This is a genomic window from Burkholderia sp. JPY481, assembly GCF_038900515.1.
GTDB classification, from domain to species: domain Bacteria; phylum Pseudomonadota; class Gammaproteobacteria; order Burkholderiales; family Burkholderiaceae; genus Paraburkholderia; species Paraburkholderia youngii.
Genome location: NZ_JAYMRT010000029.1, coordinates 24,028 through 40,194, shown reverse-complemented (window position 1 = coordinate 40,194; position 16,167 = coordinate 24,028). Strand labels below are relative to the sequence as shown.

17 protein-coding genes are annotated in these 16,167 nt (G+C 63.4%); 10 read left to right on the top strand and 7 right to left on the bottom strand.

Annotated elements, in window-relative coordinates:
- The first annotated feature begins 70 nt into the window (after positions 1 to 70).
- The 4 genes from gltA to VSR82_RS35650 all read left to right on the top strand — a co-directional run bounded on the left by gltA (position 71) and on the right by VSR82_RS35650 (position 5,267).
- Positions 71 to 1,369, top strand: coding sequence for a citrate synthase (gene gltA, locus VSR82_RS35665; RefSeq protein ID WP_429455625.1), 1,299 nt, complete (start codon positions 71 to 73; stop codon positions 1,367 to 1,369).
- A 313-nt stretch (positions 1,370 to 1,682) separates the two neighbouring features.
- On the top strand, positions 1,683 to 3,965 hold the full coding sequence (locus VSR82_RS35660; protein ID WP_368583693.1) for an amylo-alpha-1,6-glucosidase: 2,283 nt from the start codon (positions 1,683 to 1,685) through the stop codon (positions 3,963 to 3,965).
- Positions 3,962 to 4,588: a DUF429 domain-containing protein gene (locus VSR82_RS35655; RefSeq protein ID WP_368583694.1), complete on the top strand. Its 627-nt coding sequence runs from the start codon at positions 3,962 to 3,964 to the stop codon at positions 4,586 to 4,588. Before VSR82_RS35660 ends, VSR82_RS35655 begins: the two co-directional genes overlap by 4 nt.
- 22 nt (positions 4,589 to 4,610) lie before the next feature.
- Entirely contained in the window at positions 4,611 to 5,267 is a 657-nt protein-coding gene (locus VSR82_RS35650; protein WP_429455624.1) for a hypothetical protein, read from the top strand.
- Between the two features lie 5 nt (positions 5,268 to 5,272).
- On the opposite strand, the gene lhpH is transcribed toward VSR82_RS35650, so the two are convergent.
- Together lhpH and VSR82_RS35640 are read right to left on the bottom strand one after the other, a co-directional pair.
- The gene (lhpH, locus tag VSR82_RS35645) at positions 5,273 to 6,280 is read right to left on the bottom strand and encodes a trans-3-hydroxy-L-proline dehydratase (protein ID WP_429455623.1); all 1,008 of its coding nucleotides are present in this window, start codon (positions 6,278 to 6,280) and stop codon (positions 5,273 to 5,275) included.
- Between the two features lie 28 nt (positions 6,281 to 6,308).
- Complete coding sequence (locus tag VSR82_RS35640; RefSeq protein WP_498858522.1) at positions 6,309 to 7,430, bottom strand: branched-chain amino acid ABC transporter substrate-binding protein; 1,122 nt, start codon at positions 7,428 to 7,430, stop codon at positions 6,309 to 6,311.
- Positions 7,431 to 7,616: 186 nt separating this feature from the next.
- Between VSR82_RS35640 and VSR82_RS35635 the strand changes: the two genes are divergently transcribed.
- Both VSR82_RS35635 and VSR82_RS35630 read left to right on the top strand, forming a co-directional pair.
- On the top strand, positions 7,617 to 8,342 hold the full coding sequence (locus VSR82_RS35635; protein WP_429455621.1) for a haloacid dehalogenase type II: 726 nt from the start codon (positions 7,617 to 7,619) through the stop codon (positions 8,340 to 8,342).
- 219 nt (positions 8,343 to 8,561) lie between these two features.
- Positions 8,562 to 8,837 (top strand): hypothetical protein, encoded by a 276-nt coding sequence (locus VSR82_RS35630; protein ID WP_429455620.1) that lies wholly within the window; start codon positions 8,562 to 8,564, stop codon positions 8,835 to 8,837.
- Between the two features lie 88 nt (positions 8,838 to 8,925).
- On the opposite strand, the gene VSR82_RS35625 is transcribed toward VSR82_RS35630, so the two are convergent.
- Both VSR82_RS35625 and VSR82_RS35620 read right to left on the bottom strand, forming a co-directional pair.
- Complete coding sequence (locus VSR82_RS35625; protein WP_429455619.1) at positions 8,926 to 9,201, bottom strand: hypothetical protein; 276 nt, start codon at positions 9,199 to 9,201, stop codon at positions 8,926 to 8,928.
- Between the two features lie 250 nt (positions 9,202 to 9,451).
- Complete coding sequence (locus tag VSR82_RS35620; protein ID WP_429455618.1) at positions 9,452 to 11,209, bottom strand: winged helix-turn-helix domain-containing protein; 1,758 nt, start codon at positions 11,207 to 11,209, stop codon at positions 9,452 to 9,454.
- 273 nt (positions 11,210 to 11,482) lie between these two features.
- Between VSR82_RS35620 and VSR82_RS35615 the strand changes: the two genes are divergently transcribed.
- Entirely contained in the window at positions 11,483 to 12,337 is an 855-nt protein-coding gene (locus VSR82_RS35615; protein ID WP_368583702.1) for a MurR/RpiR family transcriptional regulator, read from the top strand.
- Between the two features lie 160 nt (positions 12,338 to 12,497).
- On the opposite strand, the gene VSR82_RS35610 is transcribed toward VSR82_RS35615, so the two are convergent.
- Positions 12,498 to 12,668 carry a hypothetical protein gene (locus VSR82_RS35610; protein ID WP_368583703.1) on the bottom strand — a complete coding sequence of 57 codons (171 nt, stop codon included), beginning with the start codon at positions 12,666 to 12,668 and terminating at the stop codon, positions 12,498 to 12,500.
- Here VSR82_RS35610 and VSR82_RS35605 point away from each other — a divergent pair.
- On the top strand, positions 12,651 to 13,979 hold the full coding sequence (locus tag VSR82_RS35605) for an aspartate aminotransferase family protein (protein ID WP_429455617.1): 1,329 nt from the start codon (positions 12,651 to 12,653) through the stop codon (positions 13,977 to 13,979). The two genes, VSR82_RS35610 and VSR82_RS35605, sit on opposite strands and share 18 nt — an antisense overlap.
- Before the next feature lie 34 nt (positions 13,980 to 14,013).
- Complete coding sequence (locus VSR82_RS35600) at positions 14,014 to 14,568, top strand: carboxymuconolactone decarboxylase family protein (protein WP_429455616.1); 555 nt, start codon at positions 14,014 to 14,016, stop codon at positions 14,566 to 14,568.
- A 172-nt stretch (positions 14,569 to 14,740) separates the two neighbouring features.
- Here the strand turns inward: VSR82_RS35600 and VSR82_RS35595 are convergent, their stop codons facing one another.
- Positions 14,741 to 15,049 carry a DUF4148 domain-containing protein gene (locus VSR82_RS35595; RefSeq protein WP_429455615.1) on the bottom strand — a complete coding sequence of 103 codons (309 nt, stop codon included), beginning with the start codon at positions 15,047 to 15,049 and terminating at the stop codon, positions 14,741 to 14,743.
- 320 nt (positions 15,050 to 15,369) lie between these two features.
- Here VSR82_RS35595 and VSR82_RS35590 point away from each other — a divergent pair, with 320 nt between their 5' ends.
- Entirely contained in the window at positions 15,370 to 15,795 is a 426-nt protein-coding gene (locus tag VSR82_RS35590) for an OsmC family protein (RefSeq protein WP_013091854.1), read from the top strand.
- A gap of 212 nt (positions 15,796 to 16,007) precedes the next feature.
- Here VSR82_RS35590 and VSR82_RS35585 read toward each other — a convergent pair whose 3' ends face one another.
- Entirely contained in the window at positions 16,008 to 16,151 is a 144-nt protein-coding gene (locus tag VSR82_RS35585; protein WP_429455614.1) for a hypothetical protein, read from the bottom strand.
- Positions 16,152 to 16,167 lie beyond the last annotated feature (16 nt).

The following is a 16,167-nucleotide window of genomic DNA, read 5'->3' as shown; positions in this document are numbered from 1 at the left end:
CGTCGCGCCTCGCCGTACGACCGCGATGCATGCCGGTACGACTGCGGTATCAAGCAAAAGGAACACGTAGATGAACTCGAAGTCACACGCAACGCTGAGTTTTTCCGACAGCGACCAGACCATCGATCTGCCGATCTATCAGGGCTCGTTGGGCCCGGACGTGATCGACATCCGCAAGCTGTACGGCCAGACCGGCAAATTCACGTACGACCCGGGCTTCATGTCGACGGCGGCGTGCAACTCCGAAATCACGTATATCGACGGCGACAAGGGCGAGTTGCTGTACCGCGGCTATCCGATCGACAACCTCGCGCAGAACGCCGACTTCCTCGAAACCTGCTACCTGCTGCTGAAGGGCGAACTGCCGAACGCGCAGCAGAAAGCCGAGTTCGAGAACACCGTCAAGCAGCACACGATGGTGCACGAGCAGATGCACTTCTTCTTCCGCGGCTTCCGTCGCGACGCGCACCCGATGGCGATTCTGGTTGCCGCGGTCGGCGCGCTGTCCGCGTTCTATCACGACTCGCTCGACATCACGAGCCAGCAGCATCGCGACCTATCGGCGATCCGCATGATCGCGAAGCTGCCCACGCTGGTTGCAATGGCGTACAAGTACAGCATCGATCAGCCGTTCGTGTATCCGAAGAACGACCTGTCGTACAGCGCGAACTTCATGCGCATGATGTTCGCGAATCCGGCCGAGGAGTACGAGGTCAACGACGTGCTGGTGCGCGCGCTCGACCGCATCCTGATCCTGCACGCGGACCACGAGCAGAACGCGTCGACGTCGACCGTGCGTCTCGCCGGTTCGTCGGGTGCGAATCCGTTCGCGTGTATCGCGGCGGGTATCGCGTGTCTGTGGGGCCCGGCGCACGGCGGCGCGAACGAAGCCGCGCTGAACATGCTGGAAGAAATCGGCTCGGTCGACAACATTCCCGAGTTCATCGAGCAGGTGAAGGACAAGAACTCGGGCGTGAAGCTGATGGGCTTCGGCCACCGTGTGTACAAGAACTATGATCCGCGCGCGAAGCTGATGCGCGAAACCTGCCACGAAGTGCTCGAAGAGCTGGGCCTGCACGACGACCCGCTGTTCAAGCTCGCGATGGAACTCGAAAAGATCGCGCTCGAAGACGAATACTTCGTGTCGCGCAAGCTGTACCCGAACGTCGACTTCTACTCGGGTATCGTGCAGCGCGCGCTGGGCATTCCGACGTCGATGTTCACGTGTATCTTCGCGATGGCACGCACGGTCGGCTGGATCGCGCAGTGGAACGAAATGATCGCCGATCCTGAGCAGAAGATCGGTCGTCCGCGTCAGCTGTTCATCGGCGAGACGCTGCGCGAGGCGAAACCCGTCGCAAAGCGGTAACAGGCCGGATCGACGCCCACCAACGCGTTTGACGACGGTCCCGAACCCACGGCTCACGAGGCCGTGGGTTTTTTGCGTTCCGCCGCATGCACGTCCTGTGCCACCGAAACCGGCGTCAAAAAATGGCGCAAAAAGCCGAAACTCCTACGCGATAACTTCGTCTCACGCCCTCAGAGCCTCTACAATCGGATGGGCTGGCTGGCCGACCGGGGCCGGCCAACCGTGGGGGCGGCCAGGCCGGCCACCCCGGCGGCGAATCCGAGGCGAGACCCGAAGTGCAACTGAAAGCAGCAGCGAATTCATAGGAGCGACCTTGAAACAGCAGCCAGAAGCCCTCGGCGGGCTGACCCACTCGGGCGGCGTCGATCATCGCGATCCCGAGCAGGACGGCGTCTTCATCCCGACGGAAAACCTCAACGTCGCGAGCGCCACGCAGCACGTGCTCAAGTCGGGCGACACCTTCATCGTCAACGATCCGCTCGGCGATATCACAGGTCACGACGACGGCCTGTTCGTCAACGACACCCGCGTGATGTCGCAACTGCGGCTGACCTTCGGCGGGCGCGCGCCGTCGCTGCTGTCGGGCAGCGTCAGCAGCGACAACACCACGTTCACCGCGCATCTGACCAACCGACCGCTGCCGCCGCTCGGCGGTGACAGCACTCCCGAAGGCGTGATCCACGTCGAGCGCGTGCGCGTGCTGTCGGGCACCGTGCTCAACGAGGCGATCGAACTCACGAACTACGGCACGAGCGACGCGACCGTGCCGCTGTCCATCTCGTTTTCCAGCGATTTCCGCGACATGTTCGAAGTGCGCGGCCTGAAGCGCGACAAACAGGGTCGCGTGCAGCCCGCGCGGGTCGAGAATCAGCAGGTACTGCTCGGCTACGTCGGTCTCGACGACGTCGCGCGCAACGTGCAGATCGCGTTCTCGCCGCAGCCGGACAAGCTGTTCGCCGACCGCGCCGACTACACCGTCAAGCTGCCCGCGCAGGCATGCGTGTCGATCTATCTGTCGGTGGCCGTGCATGTCGTGCCGATGACCAGCAAGCCCGGCGCCGACGTGTCGCAGCCCGTGCACGCGCTGAGCGAGGCGCATTTGTCGCAGATCGACGCGGAACGCCCGCGCGTCGGGCGTGCGGCGGTACGCGCGGCGCTGGTGGATGCCCATCTGGTGATGCGCGAGCGACGCCGCGCGAGCGCGCGCGTGCGTACGAGCAACCCGCTGTTCAACGCATGGATCGACCGCTCGTTCGCCGACCTGGAACTGCTGACGACGGATCTCGCGACTGGCCCGTACCCGTACGCGGGCATCCCATGGTTTTCGACCCCGTTCGGCCGCGACGCGGTGATCACGTCGCTGCAAACACTGTGGCTGCAGCCGCATCTCGCGGCTGGTGTGCTGCGCTTTCTCGCCGAGCACCAGGCGCGCGAGAACTCGCCGTTTCGCGACGCCGCGCCGGGCAAGATCATGCACGAGATGCGCAAGGGCGAAATGGCCGCGGCCGGCGAAGTGCCGTTCGCGCTGTACTACGGCGGTGTCGACACCACGCCGCTGTTCATCGTGCTGGCTGGCGCCTACGCGGCCCGCACCGGCGACATCGGGTTGATCGACGAATTGTGGCCCGCGCTCGAACGCGCGGCGCAGTGGGTCGCGGGCGTGTGCGACAAGAACCGGTACGGACTGCTCGATTACCAGCGCGAATCGGATGGCGGCCTCGCGAATCAGGGCTGGAAAGATAGTCACGACTCGGTGTTTCATGCGGACGGGCGCTTCCCCGACGGCCCGATCGCGCTGGTCGAAGTGCAGGCCTATGCGAGCGCCGCGTTCGACACGATGGCGCGCTTCGCGAAGCTGCGCGGTCTGCGCGACGCGGCCGCGCAGTATGCGGAGCGCGCGAAGAAGATCCGTCGCTGCGTCGAAGAAAAGTACTGGATGGACGAGGTCGGCTTTTACGGCATCGCGCTCGACGGTCATGGCGAGCTGTGTCGCGTGATGGCGTCGAACGCGGGGCATCTGCTGGCGTTCGGCCTGCCCACGCGCGAGCGCGGCGAAGCGTTGGTGCGGGCGCTCGACTCGACGCTGTTCCACACCGGCTGGGGCGTGCGCACGCTAGCGGCGAGCCAGGCGCGCTTCAATCCGATGGCGTATCACAACGGCTCGGTTTGGCCGCATGACAACGCGCTATGCGCGCGCGGGCTGTCGCGCTATGGCGCGAAGGGGTCGGCCGTGAAACTGCTGCAGGCGCTGTTCGAGGCGGCGGTGAATTTCGACATGCGCTTGCCGGAACTGTTCTGCGGCTTCCCGCGACGCCGCGGCGAGCCGCCCACGGCCTATCCGGTCGCGTGTTTGCCGCAGGCATGGGCGGCCGGCTCGCCGTTCATGATGCTCGAGGCGTGTCTGGGCATCACGATCGACGCCGAGCGCCGCGAGGTGCTGATCGAACAGCCGATGCTGCCCGAAGGCATCGACTGGCTCGAGGTCAGCGATCTGCGGGTCGGCGATGCGTCGGTGTCGATCACGTTCCGCCGGATCGGCGAGAAAGTGGTGGCGTCGGCGGAGCAGGGCGATGTGAGGGTGGTGGCGCTGCTTTGACGCCGCCGACGGTAGCGGGCATCGATGTCGGCGGGGACCGCAAGGGCAACCATCTGGTTATCCTGCGCGGCACCCGGATGCTGTGCAATCTCGCCAACGCGACCCCCGAACAGATGCTCGAGCGGTGTCGCGCGCACGAGGTGGCGGCGGTCGGCATCGATGCGCCGTGTCGCTGGCGAACGGGCGCGGCGGGAAGGCTGGCCGAGAAGGAACTCGCGCGGCAGCGGATCTTTTCGTTCGCGACACCGGCTCGCGAACACGCGATGGCCACTAAAAGCGGCTTCTATGGATGGATGTTCAACGGCGAGCGCATCTACGACGCATTCGCCGCCCAGTTTGCGCTTTTCGACGGCGGCGAAAAAATCACGGGTCGCGTGTGCTTCGAAACGTTTCCTCACGCGATCACATGCGCTTTTCTCGGGACGGACGTTGCATCCGCGAAGCAAAAAGGCCCGCAGCGCCGGGCTATTCTCGAACGGGAAGGCATCGCGACTGCGCCGCTGACATCGATCGACGATGTCGACGCGGCGCTATGCGCGTTGGCGGCACGTTATCTGCTCGAAGGCAGAGTCGATATATACGGTGACGAGTCGGGCGGATTCATCGTGGTGCCTGGACTTTGACGCTCACATTCTCGGAGGACGGGTGCACTTGGCACGACGTATCGGAGTATTGCTGCTATCCCTGGCGGCGTTGGGTTCGACCGCGGCGTCGGCGAACGACATTCAGTGTGCAACCACACAGCAACCCGCTGAGCGCGTCATTTGCGATCACGCGATCCTGAACAACGAGTACGACGACATCTTCGCGCAGCAACAGGCACTGCTCGGCAGCGGCAAACTGTCGTCCGCGCAACTGGCGCAGTGGCGGCACGCGCGCAACGCCTGTATCGATGTGCACTGCGTGGATGGCGTATTCGATAAGTGGAAGACGATGGCGCGGGCGCTCGAAGCTGGTCCGCAGGCGGCCGCGTCCGTCGTGGTGCCTTCTCAAACCACGATGGCGCCTGTCGGACCCAATCCGGAAGCGCCTGCTGTCGCGTCCGCGCCTGACGTGCCGCAGGCGTCGCAGGCCTCGCCGACATCGGAGGCTTCTCTGGTACGTCAAGGTAGCGCCGCCGGTGTGGCGCTTCCGCAACCGGTCGCGCCGGCGGCTTCAGCGCCGGTGGCTGCCTCGGCGGCGCCCCGTGCGGCCAGCAGCATGACCGGTCTGCCCAGCATGGGTGCCGGCCTGATCGTGGTCCTGCTGGTTGCGCTCGGGGCCGGTGTGTACTTCGCGCTTCGGAACCGGGGGAGAGCTTGAGGCGATTATCGGACGAGGAAACCGTAAGTTAGCGGGTCACGCTCGTCCACGATCCAGGTTGCGAAGCCGCAAACATAGGCGCTGCCCTCGACCTCTGGGATGACCGCCTTGAAGTCGCCGACGGTCGCCTCGCTGAGTACGCGCCCCTTGAAGACCGTGCCGATGATGGATTCGTTCACGAGTGTCTCGTTCATGGCCAGTTTCCCGCGCAGATAGAGTTGCGCGACGCGTCCGCCCGTCCCTGAGCCGGTGGGCGAACGGTCCACCTCACGGTCGGCGAACACGCAACAGTTGGCTTGGGTCGAGCCTTCGTGCCGCGGCGGATTGGCAATGATGGTGCCGTAGATGTGGTTGATTTCCGGGATGTCGGGGTGCTCAACCGGGTACGCGTGATTGGCAGCTTGTTTGACCTCGGCGCCAAACCGGATGAGTTCCTCGACAGAAGACTCGCGGACTGAGAGACCGTGCGGCGCACCGTCCGTATAGAAGTAGAACGCACCACCGAATGCGATGTCACCCTTTACTTTGCCAAACGACGGCGTCTGAACCGTGACATCCGTTTTCCAGATGAACGATGGGACGTTCACGAAACGTACGTTGCCGGCGTGTTCACCATCCCATTGCACGAAGGCCTCGATGAAACCGCACGGAGCGTCGATGCCAATGCGCGTCTCGGGAATCTGGCGCTGAACCCAGCCCAACTCGACCGCCGCGGTGGACAGCGCGATCACGCCGTGCCCGCAGTGGTCGCTATAGCCCTCGTTGTGGACGAAGATGATCCCGAAGTCTGCCGTGGGACTAACGGGTTCGGTCAGATATCCGCCGTACATGTCCGCATGACCACGCGGTTCGAACATCAGCGCGGTACGAATTTCGTCGGCGTTCTCTTTCAGCCACGCGCGACGTTTGACGATGGTGTCGCCGGGAAGGCGAGGCAGCCCGCTCGTCACGATACGGAACGCTTCGCCGCCGGTATGAACCTCGACTGTTGAAATGGTGCGACTGATTTTCATGGGTGCGTTGGAGTTCCTCGGTTGAACGTCACTGCCCGTACGGCACCGGAAGGCCGTTTCTGATCACATAGACGGTCGTGGGTGCGCCCTTCAGATCGCCGTTTTCATCGAACGAGTAGGTGCCTGCCACGCCCTTGTAGTTGGTCTTTGCCAACTGGGCGATGAGCTTTGCCTTGTCGGTCGTGGTGCCCGCTTTGACCATCGCATCGGCCAGCAGTTTTACGCCGTCGTAGTAGCTGACCGCATAGACCTGCGTATCGGTGTTGAAAGCGGCCTTGTATTTCTGCAGAAACTCGCGGCCGGCCGGGGTCTTGTCGAGCGCAATGCCGCCCTGGGCGCAATACACGATGGACGCGGCATCACCGGCGACCTTACCCATATCGGCCGAGCAAATGCCATCGCCGCCAAGCAGCTTGGCACGCAGTCCGCGGGCGCGCATCTGCTTGGCCATCGGCGCGCCCTGAGCAGCGTATCCGCCGAAGAAGACGACATCCGGATTTTTGGCCTTGATGCTGGTCAGAATGCCGAGGAAGTCGGTCGCCGACGAGTTCGTGAACTGCTGGTCCACGATCTGGATTCCGTTTGCCCTGGCCTCTTTGATGAACTGCTCCGCCACGCCTTGCCCATAGGCCGTGCGGTCGTCGATCACCGCGGCGGTCTTGGCCTTCAATGTCTTGGCCGCAAACTGGCCCATCGTCCCGCCTAGCTGCTCGTCGCTCGCGCCGATACGGAAGATGTTCTTGAAGCCTTGCTTCGTCAACGCCGGGTTGGACGCAACCGGCAGCATCGGCACGCCGCCCGTGTTATAGACGCGCGATGCCGGAATCGCCACGCCCGAGTTGTACGGGCCCAGCACGGCGATCACGCCGCTGTCGACGAGTTTCTGCGCGACTTGAACGCCGATCTTCGGGTCTGCCTGGTCGTCTTCGGAGTCCAGTTTGAACGTGACTTTCTGGCCAGCTACCGTGACACCGCTCTTGTTGAGTTCGTCGATAGCGAGGCGGGCGCCGTTCTCGTTGTCCTTTCCGTTCGGCGCCTGGGGACCCGTGAGCGGAGCCGAGTGACCGAGCGTGACCACCGATTGAGCGTTGGCGGTTGCGCAGATGCCGGCGGCAGTTAGGACAGCCATTGTTATGACGAGGTGTCGCATGGAGTCTCCAGGTGTTGGACCGGGTTGATCAGATTAGCTCCGCTTCGGCGTGGGATCGCATTCGGGAAAACGCCAGGGTTGGCGAAGAGAAATGAAGCTGTCGCTTCGCCGCTGCATTAAAGTTCTGGTTCCGGCGCTTGCTCAATCCACTGTGGTCTTCATCATGGACATCTGACAGGAGGAGTCGTGAAACTGACCGATTTCGATGCACTGACTTTTGACTGCTACGGCACCTTGATCGACTGGGAGAGTGGCATCTTTGAAGCCCTGAAGCCTCTGCTGGAGCGAGCGAGGACGCCGCTCACGCGTGACCAGGTTCTCGAAGCCCACGCTCGCCACGAGTCGTCGCAGCAGATCTTCACGCCCGCGAAGCGTTATCAGGAACTGCTGTCCATCGTGTATAAGCGCATGGCAGAAGAGTGGGGCCTGCCCCACACCCACGAAGAATGCGTGGCGTACGGCCAGTCGATCAGAAACTGGCCGGCATTCCCCGATTCGGCAGCCGCGCTGCAATATCTGAAGCGGCACTACAAGCTGATCATCCTGTCGAACATCGACAACGAAAGTTTCACCTACAGCAACGCGAGGCTACAGGTTGAGTTCGATGCGATCATCACGGCGGAGGACGTCGGCTCCTACAAGCCGTCGCCGCGCAATTTCGAGTACATGCTTCAGAAGCTCGATCAGCGGGGCATCAGGAAGGAAAAAATCCTGCACACCGCAGAAAGCCTTTTCCATGACCACAAGCCCGCAAACGAGTTCGGGCTGGCGTCGTGCTGGATTTACCGGCGTCATTCGCAGCCGGGCTTCGGCGCGACGATGGACCCGGGCTCGCAGCCGAACATAGACTTCCGCTTCAACAGCATGGCTGACTTCGTCGACGCGCATCGGCAAACGCTGGTGAAGCGCTGACGCAACGCAGAGCGGGCGGCGACATCAGCCCCCACTGCCGATCGAAAATTAAGGGCCTCTCTAGCCACCGTCTATTTGCCCGCACGTGCTATCGGCGCAATATCGCCGTCAAGGCGTGCGCCGACCGGCCATTGGCGCCGAATCTCCGCCCGCCCCGACCGGCCATGCTTGCGGACCCACCGCAGCCGCCATCCTTCTTCATTATTCCGGAGAAGCGAAATGAAACTGTCTGGAATCTCCGTGGCCGCCGCGGCCGCGGCTTTTGCGTTTGTCGGTACCTCCGCTTACGCGCAGGCGCAGGCCACCGCCGACACCTCGCCGCCCGTCGTCGACCAGAACACGCTTACCGCCGTCGGCGGCTCACCTGGGCCGCAAAGCGCTATGGGTGCACCAATCGGCAAGACCCGCGATCAGGTTCGTCGCGAGACCATCGAGTGGCAACACGATCCCGAAGCTCAGCGACGCGAGAAGGAACTGTTCAATGGTGGCCAGTGACCGCGCAACCCGCCCGGCGCGTATCGATCGAGCCGGGCGGATGGAATCACCGGGTGAGCCAGCCTCGCGTGCAGGTTGCGCAATGCTCTTATGGCTGTTTATACAGGTCCTGGATGCGCTGTGCGTCGCCGTTGCGTTGCGACTCGACCATCTCGCGATAAACCTGATCGCGGGTCTTGCCCATGGGAGCGCCCATGGCGGTTTGGCCCGCCGGCGAGCCGCCGACGGCGGTAAGCGTGTTCTGGTCGGCGATGGGCTGCGACATCTCGGCCGTGGTCTGGGCCTGCGTTTGCGCATGAGCGGCGGTCCCAACCAATGCAAGGGCCGCGGCGGCGCCGGCCGCGGCCATTCTCAGCAGTTTCATTTTGCTATCTCCTGACAGTGGAACAGGATGGCGGCTGCGGTGTACCGCAAGTTCCGCCGGCCGGGGCGGACGGGCGTTTGACACGAATGGTCGATCGGCGCACGCCGTGAACCAGATCTTGCGCCGATAGCCCGGGCGGGCAAATAGACCGCGGCTAGAGAGAACCTTAATTCTTGTTCCCGCGAACTCTTCACCAGCAGGTTCGGAGTTGGGAGCCTGGACGCCGTCGATATCAGCCGCGCTGTATGGTTCAGACGCCGATCTGCTTTTCGAGGCTGTCGAACCGGCCGCTCGACCGCCAGCGCTCGAACCACGGATTCGTGCGCAACTCGCAGAGCCGCGATGAGCGATCATCGAGCGCGACGTCGAGCCAGTGGAACATGTCCTCAGGTTGCCCCAGACGCGCGTGGATCTCGGCAAGCAACAACGGAGACGTATAGCTTTCGCGATAGCGCGACAGCAGATCCGTACGCAGCCATTGCAGTACCGCGTCATGGCCGCCGCTGTCCCAACACTCGCGAATCGTCTGGGAGCGCGGTAGTTCGTTACAGCGGATCAGCGCTTCGACCGTGGCGTCCACCGACTCCTTGAGCAATCCCTTCACCTCGAACGCGGTCGCGATCAGCTGGTACATCAGCGGAGCGCGCTCGTCCGTCGCGCGGCTGAAGCATTCGCGCATCGCCTGCTGGTGATTACCTGACAGAATCAGATCGAAAGCTCGCGAGCCCTGAAACGCGAATGGATCCACCTGTTCAGCGCGCTTTTTCAGCACCTGGCCTTCAGCGTCGCGGCCGAGAGCCATCAACATGCGTGCATAGAGGCGATTGGCTTCCGGATGACTCGGATTGAGATGCAGCGCACGCAAAAACTCCGCTTCTGCCTTCGGCCAGTCCCAGTCGTAGAAATAGTGGACCGCCGCCATCGCATGATGGGCTTCGGGCAACTCGGGGTCGAGTTCGAGCGCACGCTCGGCCGCGGTACGCGCGAGCGGCCAGCCTTGCGCCGGTGGATCGAAGCCATGCACGACGGTCGCGCCATGGAAAAGCGCGAGGCCGGCGTAGCCAAGCGCATACGCCGGATCGTGCTCGACGGCACTCTCGAAGTAGCTATGGCTGCGAAAAAAGTCCTCGCCGCTGAGCGCATGCGTGGCCGAAAAACATGGATCGAAATGGACGCGTCGATACCAGTAGTAGCGACCGCGCAGATATGCGTCGTGAGCCTCGGGCACGACGGGCAAGCGTCGCGCGAGCGCGGTCAGCTGATGCTGCGTCAAGGTAGGCGTGACCTCGGCGGCGAGCGCCGCGCCGAGTTGCTGCAAGTTGCTTAGCGCGCCCGCCGAGGCCGGCTCATAGGCGTGGCTCCAGATCTGCGTCTGGTCCGCGCAGCGGATAAGTTGGGCAAGGATTCGAAAGCGACGGCCCTCGCGCATCAGTGATCCTTCGAGCACGTAGTCAAGCCTCAATTCCCTCGCGATTTCGGCGATGCTCTTGCCCGCGCGACGGTAGTACGCAGCGGTCGTTCGCGCGATCACGGCAAGCCGCTCCGCGCCTGCATTTCCGAGCGTGGCGGATATTTCGGCAGCGAGCGCTTCGCAGAGGACGTCCTGATTCTTATCGCCCGTCATGTTGTCGAACGGCAGCACCATCACGCGCACCGGCTGTGCTGCCGCAGCTACCGGCTCGTCGGGCCTGCTGATGCCGTCCAGCCTGTACCCTTTGCCTTTAATCGTTTTCACGTAGCGAGGCGCAATCGGATCGTCGCCCAGTGCGAGACGGATCTTGTAGATCGCGGTGTTAATGCCATTGTCGGTATCGTGAAAGCTTCCCGGGCTCCACAACGCATCGATGATGTCCGCGCGCGAGACCGCCTCGCCCTTACGCGACGCGAGCAGAATCAGCAGTTCCATCGGCAGATGTTCGAGGCGGACTTCGTCGCCGGCGCGCTTTAACTCGTAGCGCTCGATGTCGAGTTCGAATTCCGCGAACCTGACTACTCCGTTGGTCTTCATCGGCTTGTCCGTATGGGCGGGCAGCGCGGCGCCCCTCCCTCATACGCGGATCGTTTCAATTTCTCATAGTAGGAAAGATCCCAGATAATGAAGGACAAATTGCCCCGCGTCGGGCCGGATAAACCTGGGCTGCGTTTCGTCTTCCGCCGCCTCGGGAAGGCTAGCCGATGCCGGTGCGAGCCCCGTCGGTGGCTGCCTTCACTGCGTTGAAATGTGCGTACCCGGTGGTAACATTTGTTGTCATCTCTTATCCCGGCGTCGCGCCACCTCAACATGCCAGACAGCTTCGATCAGCTCGTCGCCCTGATCCGGGCACGCTTCCCCGAACTGAGCCCGCAGTTCCAGATGGGCGCGGGATTCCTGCTCGATCATCCCGACGAGGTCGCGGTGTCGTCGATGCGTAAGGTCGCCGAGCGCGCGCAGGTGCAGCCGGCGTCGCTCGTGCGGCTGTCGCAGCAACTCGGTTTTCCCGGCTGGAACGAATTGCGCGATCTGTTCGTCGCGCGCGTGCGCACGCGGCCCGAGCCGTTGACGAGCCGGGCGCGCTCGATGGTCAAATCGAAAGATGCGCTCGCGAACGACCTGCTCGCCGCGCAGCAGCACAATCTCGAAACGACCGCCGCGCATAACGGTCGCGTGATCGTCGAGGCCGCGCGGGTGTTGCGGCGCGCGCCGCACGTGCACGTGGCGGGCTTCCGCTCGTGTTACCCGGTGGCGTTCGGCCTCGTCTATGGTTACCGGCTGTTTCGGCCGTCGGTATCGCTGCTCAACGGCGAGGCCGGCACGCTAGAAATGCAGCTGCGCACGATCGAGCGCGACAGCGCGACCATCGTCATCAGCTTCGCGCCGTATTCGGTCGAAGCCGCGCGCGTCGCCGAGGCTGCGCTCGAAAAAGGCAGCAAGCTGATCGCCATCACCGACAGCGCGGTGTCGCCGATCGCGCTGAACGCCGACAAGGTGTTGATCTTCTCGCACGAAAGCCCGTCGTTCTTTCCGTCGCTGGTGGCCGCCACCGCGATCACCGAAGCGCTGGTCGCGCATCTGCTCGCGCTCGAAGGCGCTGATGCGCTCGAACAACTCGCGCTCGCCGAACAATCGCTGCACGCGAAGGGCGCATACGTGCCTTGAACGATTGCGTGACGCACGCCGCGCTCCACCTGGTGCCATCCAACAACGTTTGACAACAAATGTTGTGTAGGCGTATAACTACGTACCGATTGTTGATTGTCGGTGCGGCCCGTGGCGTCGAGGCAGCGACAACCCGCACCGTTCCGACGACGAAAACACCTTAGGCGCCCGCGCTGTTCGAAATCGGCAGCGCGGGCGTGTGGATGAACGCGTATCGCCAGCGGCAATGCGTGTTCGACACTTTCATCGCGTGCGCGACGCCCGAGCCGGCCTGCGTTTCAGTCCGCACCTCCATCAGCAGGAGCTGAACATCATGACCAACGTTTTTCATCGTTCTCCGAAGCAGTCCTTGCCGGTGGCCGTCGCGGGCGACGGCATCGAAATCATCGACTCCACGGGCAAGCGCTATATCGACGCGTCGGGCGGCGCCGCCGTGTCGTGCCTCGGCCACAGCAACCAGCGCGTAATCGACGCGATCAAGCGGCAGGCGCAACAGCTGCCGTACGCGCACACGTCGTTCTTCACGACGGAGCCGGCCGAGGAATTGGCCGACCGGCTCGTTGCGAGCGCGCCGGCCGGACTGGAGCACGTGTATTTCGTGTCGGGCGGCTCGGAGGCGATCGAGGCCGCGCTGAAGCTCGCGCGTCAGTATTTCGTCGAGAAGGGCGAGACGCAGCGGCGTCATTTCATCGCGCGTCGGCAGAGCTATCACGGCAACACGCTCGGCGCGCTCGCGATCGGCGGCAATGCATGGCGCCGCGAACCGTTCCTGCCGATCCTGATCGAAGCGCATCACGTGAGCCCGTGCTATGCGTATCGCGAACAGCGCGCGGACGAAACCGAAGAAGCGTTCGCGCAGCGTCTGGCCGATGAACTCGAGCGGAAGATTCTCGAACTCGGCGCGGACACGGTCGCCGCATTCGTCGCGGAAACGGTGGTCGGCGCCACGGCGGGCGCGGTGCCGCCGGTGCGCGAATACTTCCGCAAGATCCGCGCGGTGTGCGACCGCTACGGCGTGCTGCTGATTCTCGACGAAATCATGTCGGGCATGGGCCGCACCGGCTATCTGTTCGCCTGCGACGAAGACGGCGTGGCGCCGGATATGCTGACGATCGCCAAGGGCCTTGGCGCGGGTTATCAGCCGATCGGCGCGACACTGGTCAGCGACCGCATCTATCAGACGATCGTCGGCGGCTCCGGCTTCTTTCAGCACGGTCATACCTATATCGGCCATGCGACCGCGTGCGCGGCCGCGCTCGAAGTGCAGCGCGTGATCGCGGAAGACAATCTGCTGGCGAACGTGCAGGCGCGTGGCGAGCAGCTGCGCGGCCGGCTGCGCGAACTGTATGCGCAGCATGCGCATATCGGCGACGTGCGCGGGCGCGGCTTGTTCGTGGGTGTCGAACTCGTGAAGGATCGCGTTACCAAAGAGCCGTTCGACGCCAAACTGAAACTGCACGCAACGATCAAACGCGAAGCGTTCGCGCGCGGCCTGATGGTGTATCCGATGGGCGGCACCGTCGATGGCAAGAGCGGCGACCATGTGCTGATCGCGCCGCCGTTCATCTGCACGGCGCGCGACATCGACGAAATCGTCAGCCGCCTCGACGATGCGATCGGCGCGTCGCTCGCCGCCATCTAAGCAGTCCAACCCATTGCCCTCAGCGAGAACGATGATGACCGAGCGCTTGCCTCACTTCGACACGTCCACCGCCACGCCCGAGCAGAAGGCGGTGCTCGACGAAATCCTGTCCGGCCCGCGCGGCAACCTGAACGGGCCGTTCCTCGGCTGGATTCACAGCCCGGCACTCGCGCAGCACGCGCAACGCCTCGGCGCGTTTTGCCGCTACCAGACCGGGCTGCCGCTGCGGCTGTCGGAACTCGCGATTCTGGTGACCGCTTCGCGCTGGCAGGCTCAGGCCGAGTGGTACATCCACTATCCGATCGCGCTGCAGGCGGGCGTGGGCGTTGCGGACGCCGAGACGATCCGCCAGGGGCGCCGCCCCGAATTCGCCGATGCCGACGACGCGCTGATCTACGACTTCGCAAGCGAACTGTATGAGACCAAGCGCGTATCGGACGCGACGTATGCGCAGGCGGTCGGGCGGTTCGGGCATCAGGTCGTGATCAACCTGGTCGGCCTGCTCGGCTACTACGCGCTGGTCGCGATGACGCTGAACGTGTTCGACATGCGCGCAGTGGGACAGGAAAGCCTGCCGTTTCCCGAATAGCGCTTTTACTGACGAGCGGCCGCGCAGTAGCGCCGCGCGCGCCAACGAAAAAAAGCCCCGGTTGCCGAACTTCGCAACCGGGGCTTTTTTACTGCGTGCTGCCTTAACTGCCAGCGTGCTCAGTTAGCACGCTCAGTCAGCACGCTCAGTCAGCACAGTTAGTTACCACCCTTTAGTTACCGCGATACGTCGAAAACAGACGTTGCTGCACCGTCGCCGGCGCGCCTGCGTCCGACGTACTGGCCTTCGCGCCGCCGACATCCTGCGTGCCCTGCGCCGATGCGGTGACGATCGTCGAGTCCTGCGGCACGGCCTTCGGATACGTGGTGTCGTTCTGGTTCAGAAGGCCCGCTTTTTGAGCGGCTACGAGTTCGGCGCGCACCTGAGCGCGCGTGATCGGACCGTTAGCCTGCTGGGCGAACGACACTGCCGGAACGATAAGAGCGGATGCGACGACAACTGCGGAAAGAAGCGATTTCATAACTACCTCCAATTGATTGTGTGGTGGACCGGCTTTAATTGCGTTTCCCGATCCGTTGAACGCAGTCTATTTCTTACGAGGTCGGCAAAAAAGCGGCTTTCTGGTGAAATATTGTTTCAAGTTCTGAAATAGTGAAAAGGGCGCTTTTCCGCGCCGAAACACGGAAGCGCCTATGATGAAAGCCGGTCCACGCCCGCGCCTGCAAGCCGCGCGGCACCTGCGACCGATGCCCAGGCGCGGACACATCCGGGCGGACCGCCGCGGCGGGCATCATCTTCGGTCGAGCAGCGTGCGCGGCAAGGCATAAACAGGAGAGAGCGATGAAGCGCAAGGCATCGGCAGTCTGGCAAGGCGGCCTGCAGAACGGTAAGGGCTCGATTTCCACCGACAGCGGCGTCCTGAAGGACACCCAATACTCGTTCGCGACGCGCTTCGCGGACGGCATCGGCACGAATCCGGAAGAGCTGATCGCGGCTGCGCATGCGGGGTGTTTCTCGATGGCGTTGTCGGCGGAGCTGGGCAAGGCCAACATCACGCCGGAGCGGATCGGCACCACGGCCACCGTCACGCTCGACAAGGACGGCGGCGGCTTCACGATCACCGCGGTGCATCTCGACGTCACCGTGAAGATTCCGGGCGGAGACAAGGCCGCGTTCGACAAGGCCACCGCGGACGCGAAGGCCGGTTGCCCGGTGTCGAAGGTACTGAACGCGACGATTACGATGGATGCGAAGCTGGAGACCTAAGCCTTTGCTGTCACTGTCAGCGCCACGAAGCCGGCGAAGGGCCATGCCCGCCGCCGGCTTTTTCATCGCGGTAGTGCGATGAACGGATGACCCCGACTGTCGGGTACGAGTCCCCGTCCGCGAGAGTCCTGCTGCTCGCGGCAGCACATGCCGCACTACCGAAATCGGACTGGTGCGCCCGCTTTGGTGTACTTGGGGTAACCGAGGACATGCTACCGCGCCTCCGCTTTGAGGAACTCTTCGCCGATAACGGCGGAGGTCGAAACGGTCAGACCATCCGCGTTTACCTGAAAGCCTGGGAGGGCTGGATTGAAGCCGAGGATGCGCTTGCGGGAGATGAGATCCAGGATCTGCACGGGCTGGAATCCCTCG

What these genes read in the sequence shown, in the direction of transcription:
- VSR82_RS35610 (WP_368583703.1), bottom strand. Translation starts at nt 12,668, where the DNA reads ATGAAAAACGTTGGTCATGATGTTCAGCTCCTGCTGATGGAGGTGCGG.
- VSR82_RS35620 (WP_429455618.1), bottom strand. Translation starts at nt 11,209, where the DNA reads ATGAAGACCAACGGAGTAGTCAGGTTCGCGGAATTCGAACTCGACATC.
- gltA (WP_429455625.1), top strand. Translation starts at nt 71, where the DNA reads ATGAACTCGAAGTCACACGCAACGCTGAGTTTTTCCGACAGCGACCAG.
- lhpH (WP_429455623.1), bottom strand. Translation starts at nt 6,280, where the DNA reads ATGAAAATCAGTCGCACCATTTCAACAGTCGAGGTTCATACCGGCGGC.
- VSR82_RS35640 (WP_498858522.1), bottom strand. Translation starts at nt 7,430, where the DNA reads ATGCGACACCTCGTCATAACAATGGCTGTCCTAACTGCCGCCGGCATC.
- VSR82_RS35595 (WP_429455615.1), bottom strand. Translation starts at nt 15,049, where the DNA reads ATGAAATCGCTTCTTTCCGCAGTTGTCGTCGCATCCGCTCTTATCGTT.
- VSR82_RS35615 (WP_368583702.1), top strand. Translation starts at nt 11,483, where the DNA reads ATGCCAGACAGCTTCGATCAGCTCGTCGCCCTGATCCGGGCACGCTTC.
- VSR82_RS35630 (WP_429455620.1), top strand. Translation starts at nt 8,562, where the DNA reads ATGAAACTGTCTGGAATCTCCGTGGCCGCCGCGGCCGCGGCTTTTGCG.
- VSR82_RS35590 (WP_013091854.1), top strand. Translation starts at nt 15,370, where the DNA reads ATGAAGCGCAAGGCATCGGCAGTCTGGCAAGGCGGCCTGCAGAACGGT.
- VSR82_RS35605 (WP_429455617.1), top strand. Translation starts at nt 12,651, where the DNA reads ATGACCAACGTTTTTCATCGTTCTCCGAAGCAGTCCTTGCCGGTGGCC.
- VSR82_RS35600 (WP_429455616.1), top strand. Translation starts at nt 14,014, where the DNA reads ATGACCGAGCGCTTGCCTCACTTCGACACGTCCACCGCCACGCCCGAG.
- VSR82_RS35625 (WP_429455619.1), bottom strand. Translation starts at nt 9,201, where the DNA reads ATGAAACTGCTGAGAATGGCCGCGGCCGGCGCCGCCGCGGCCCTTGCA.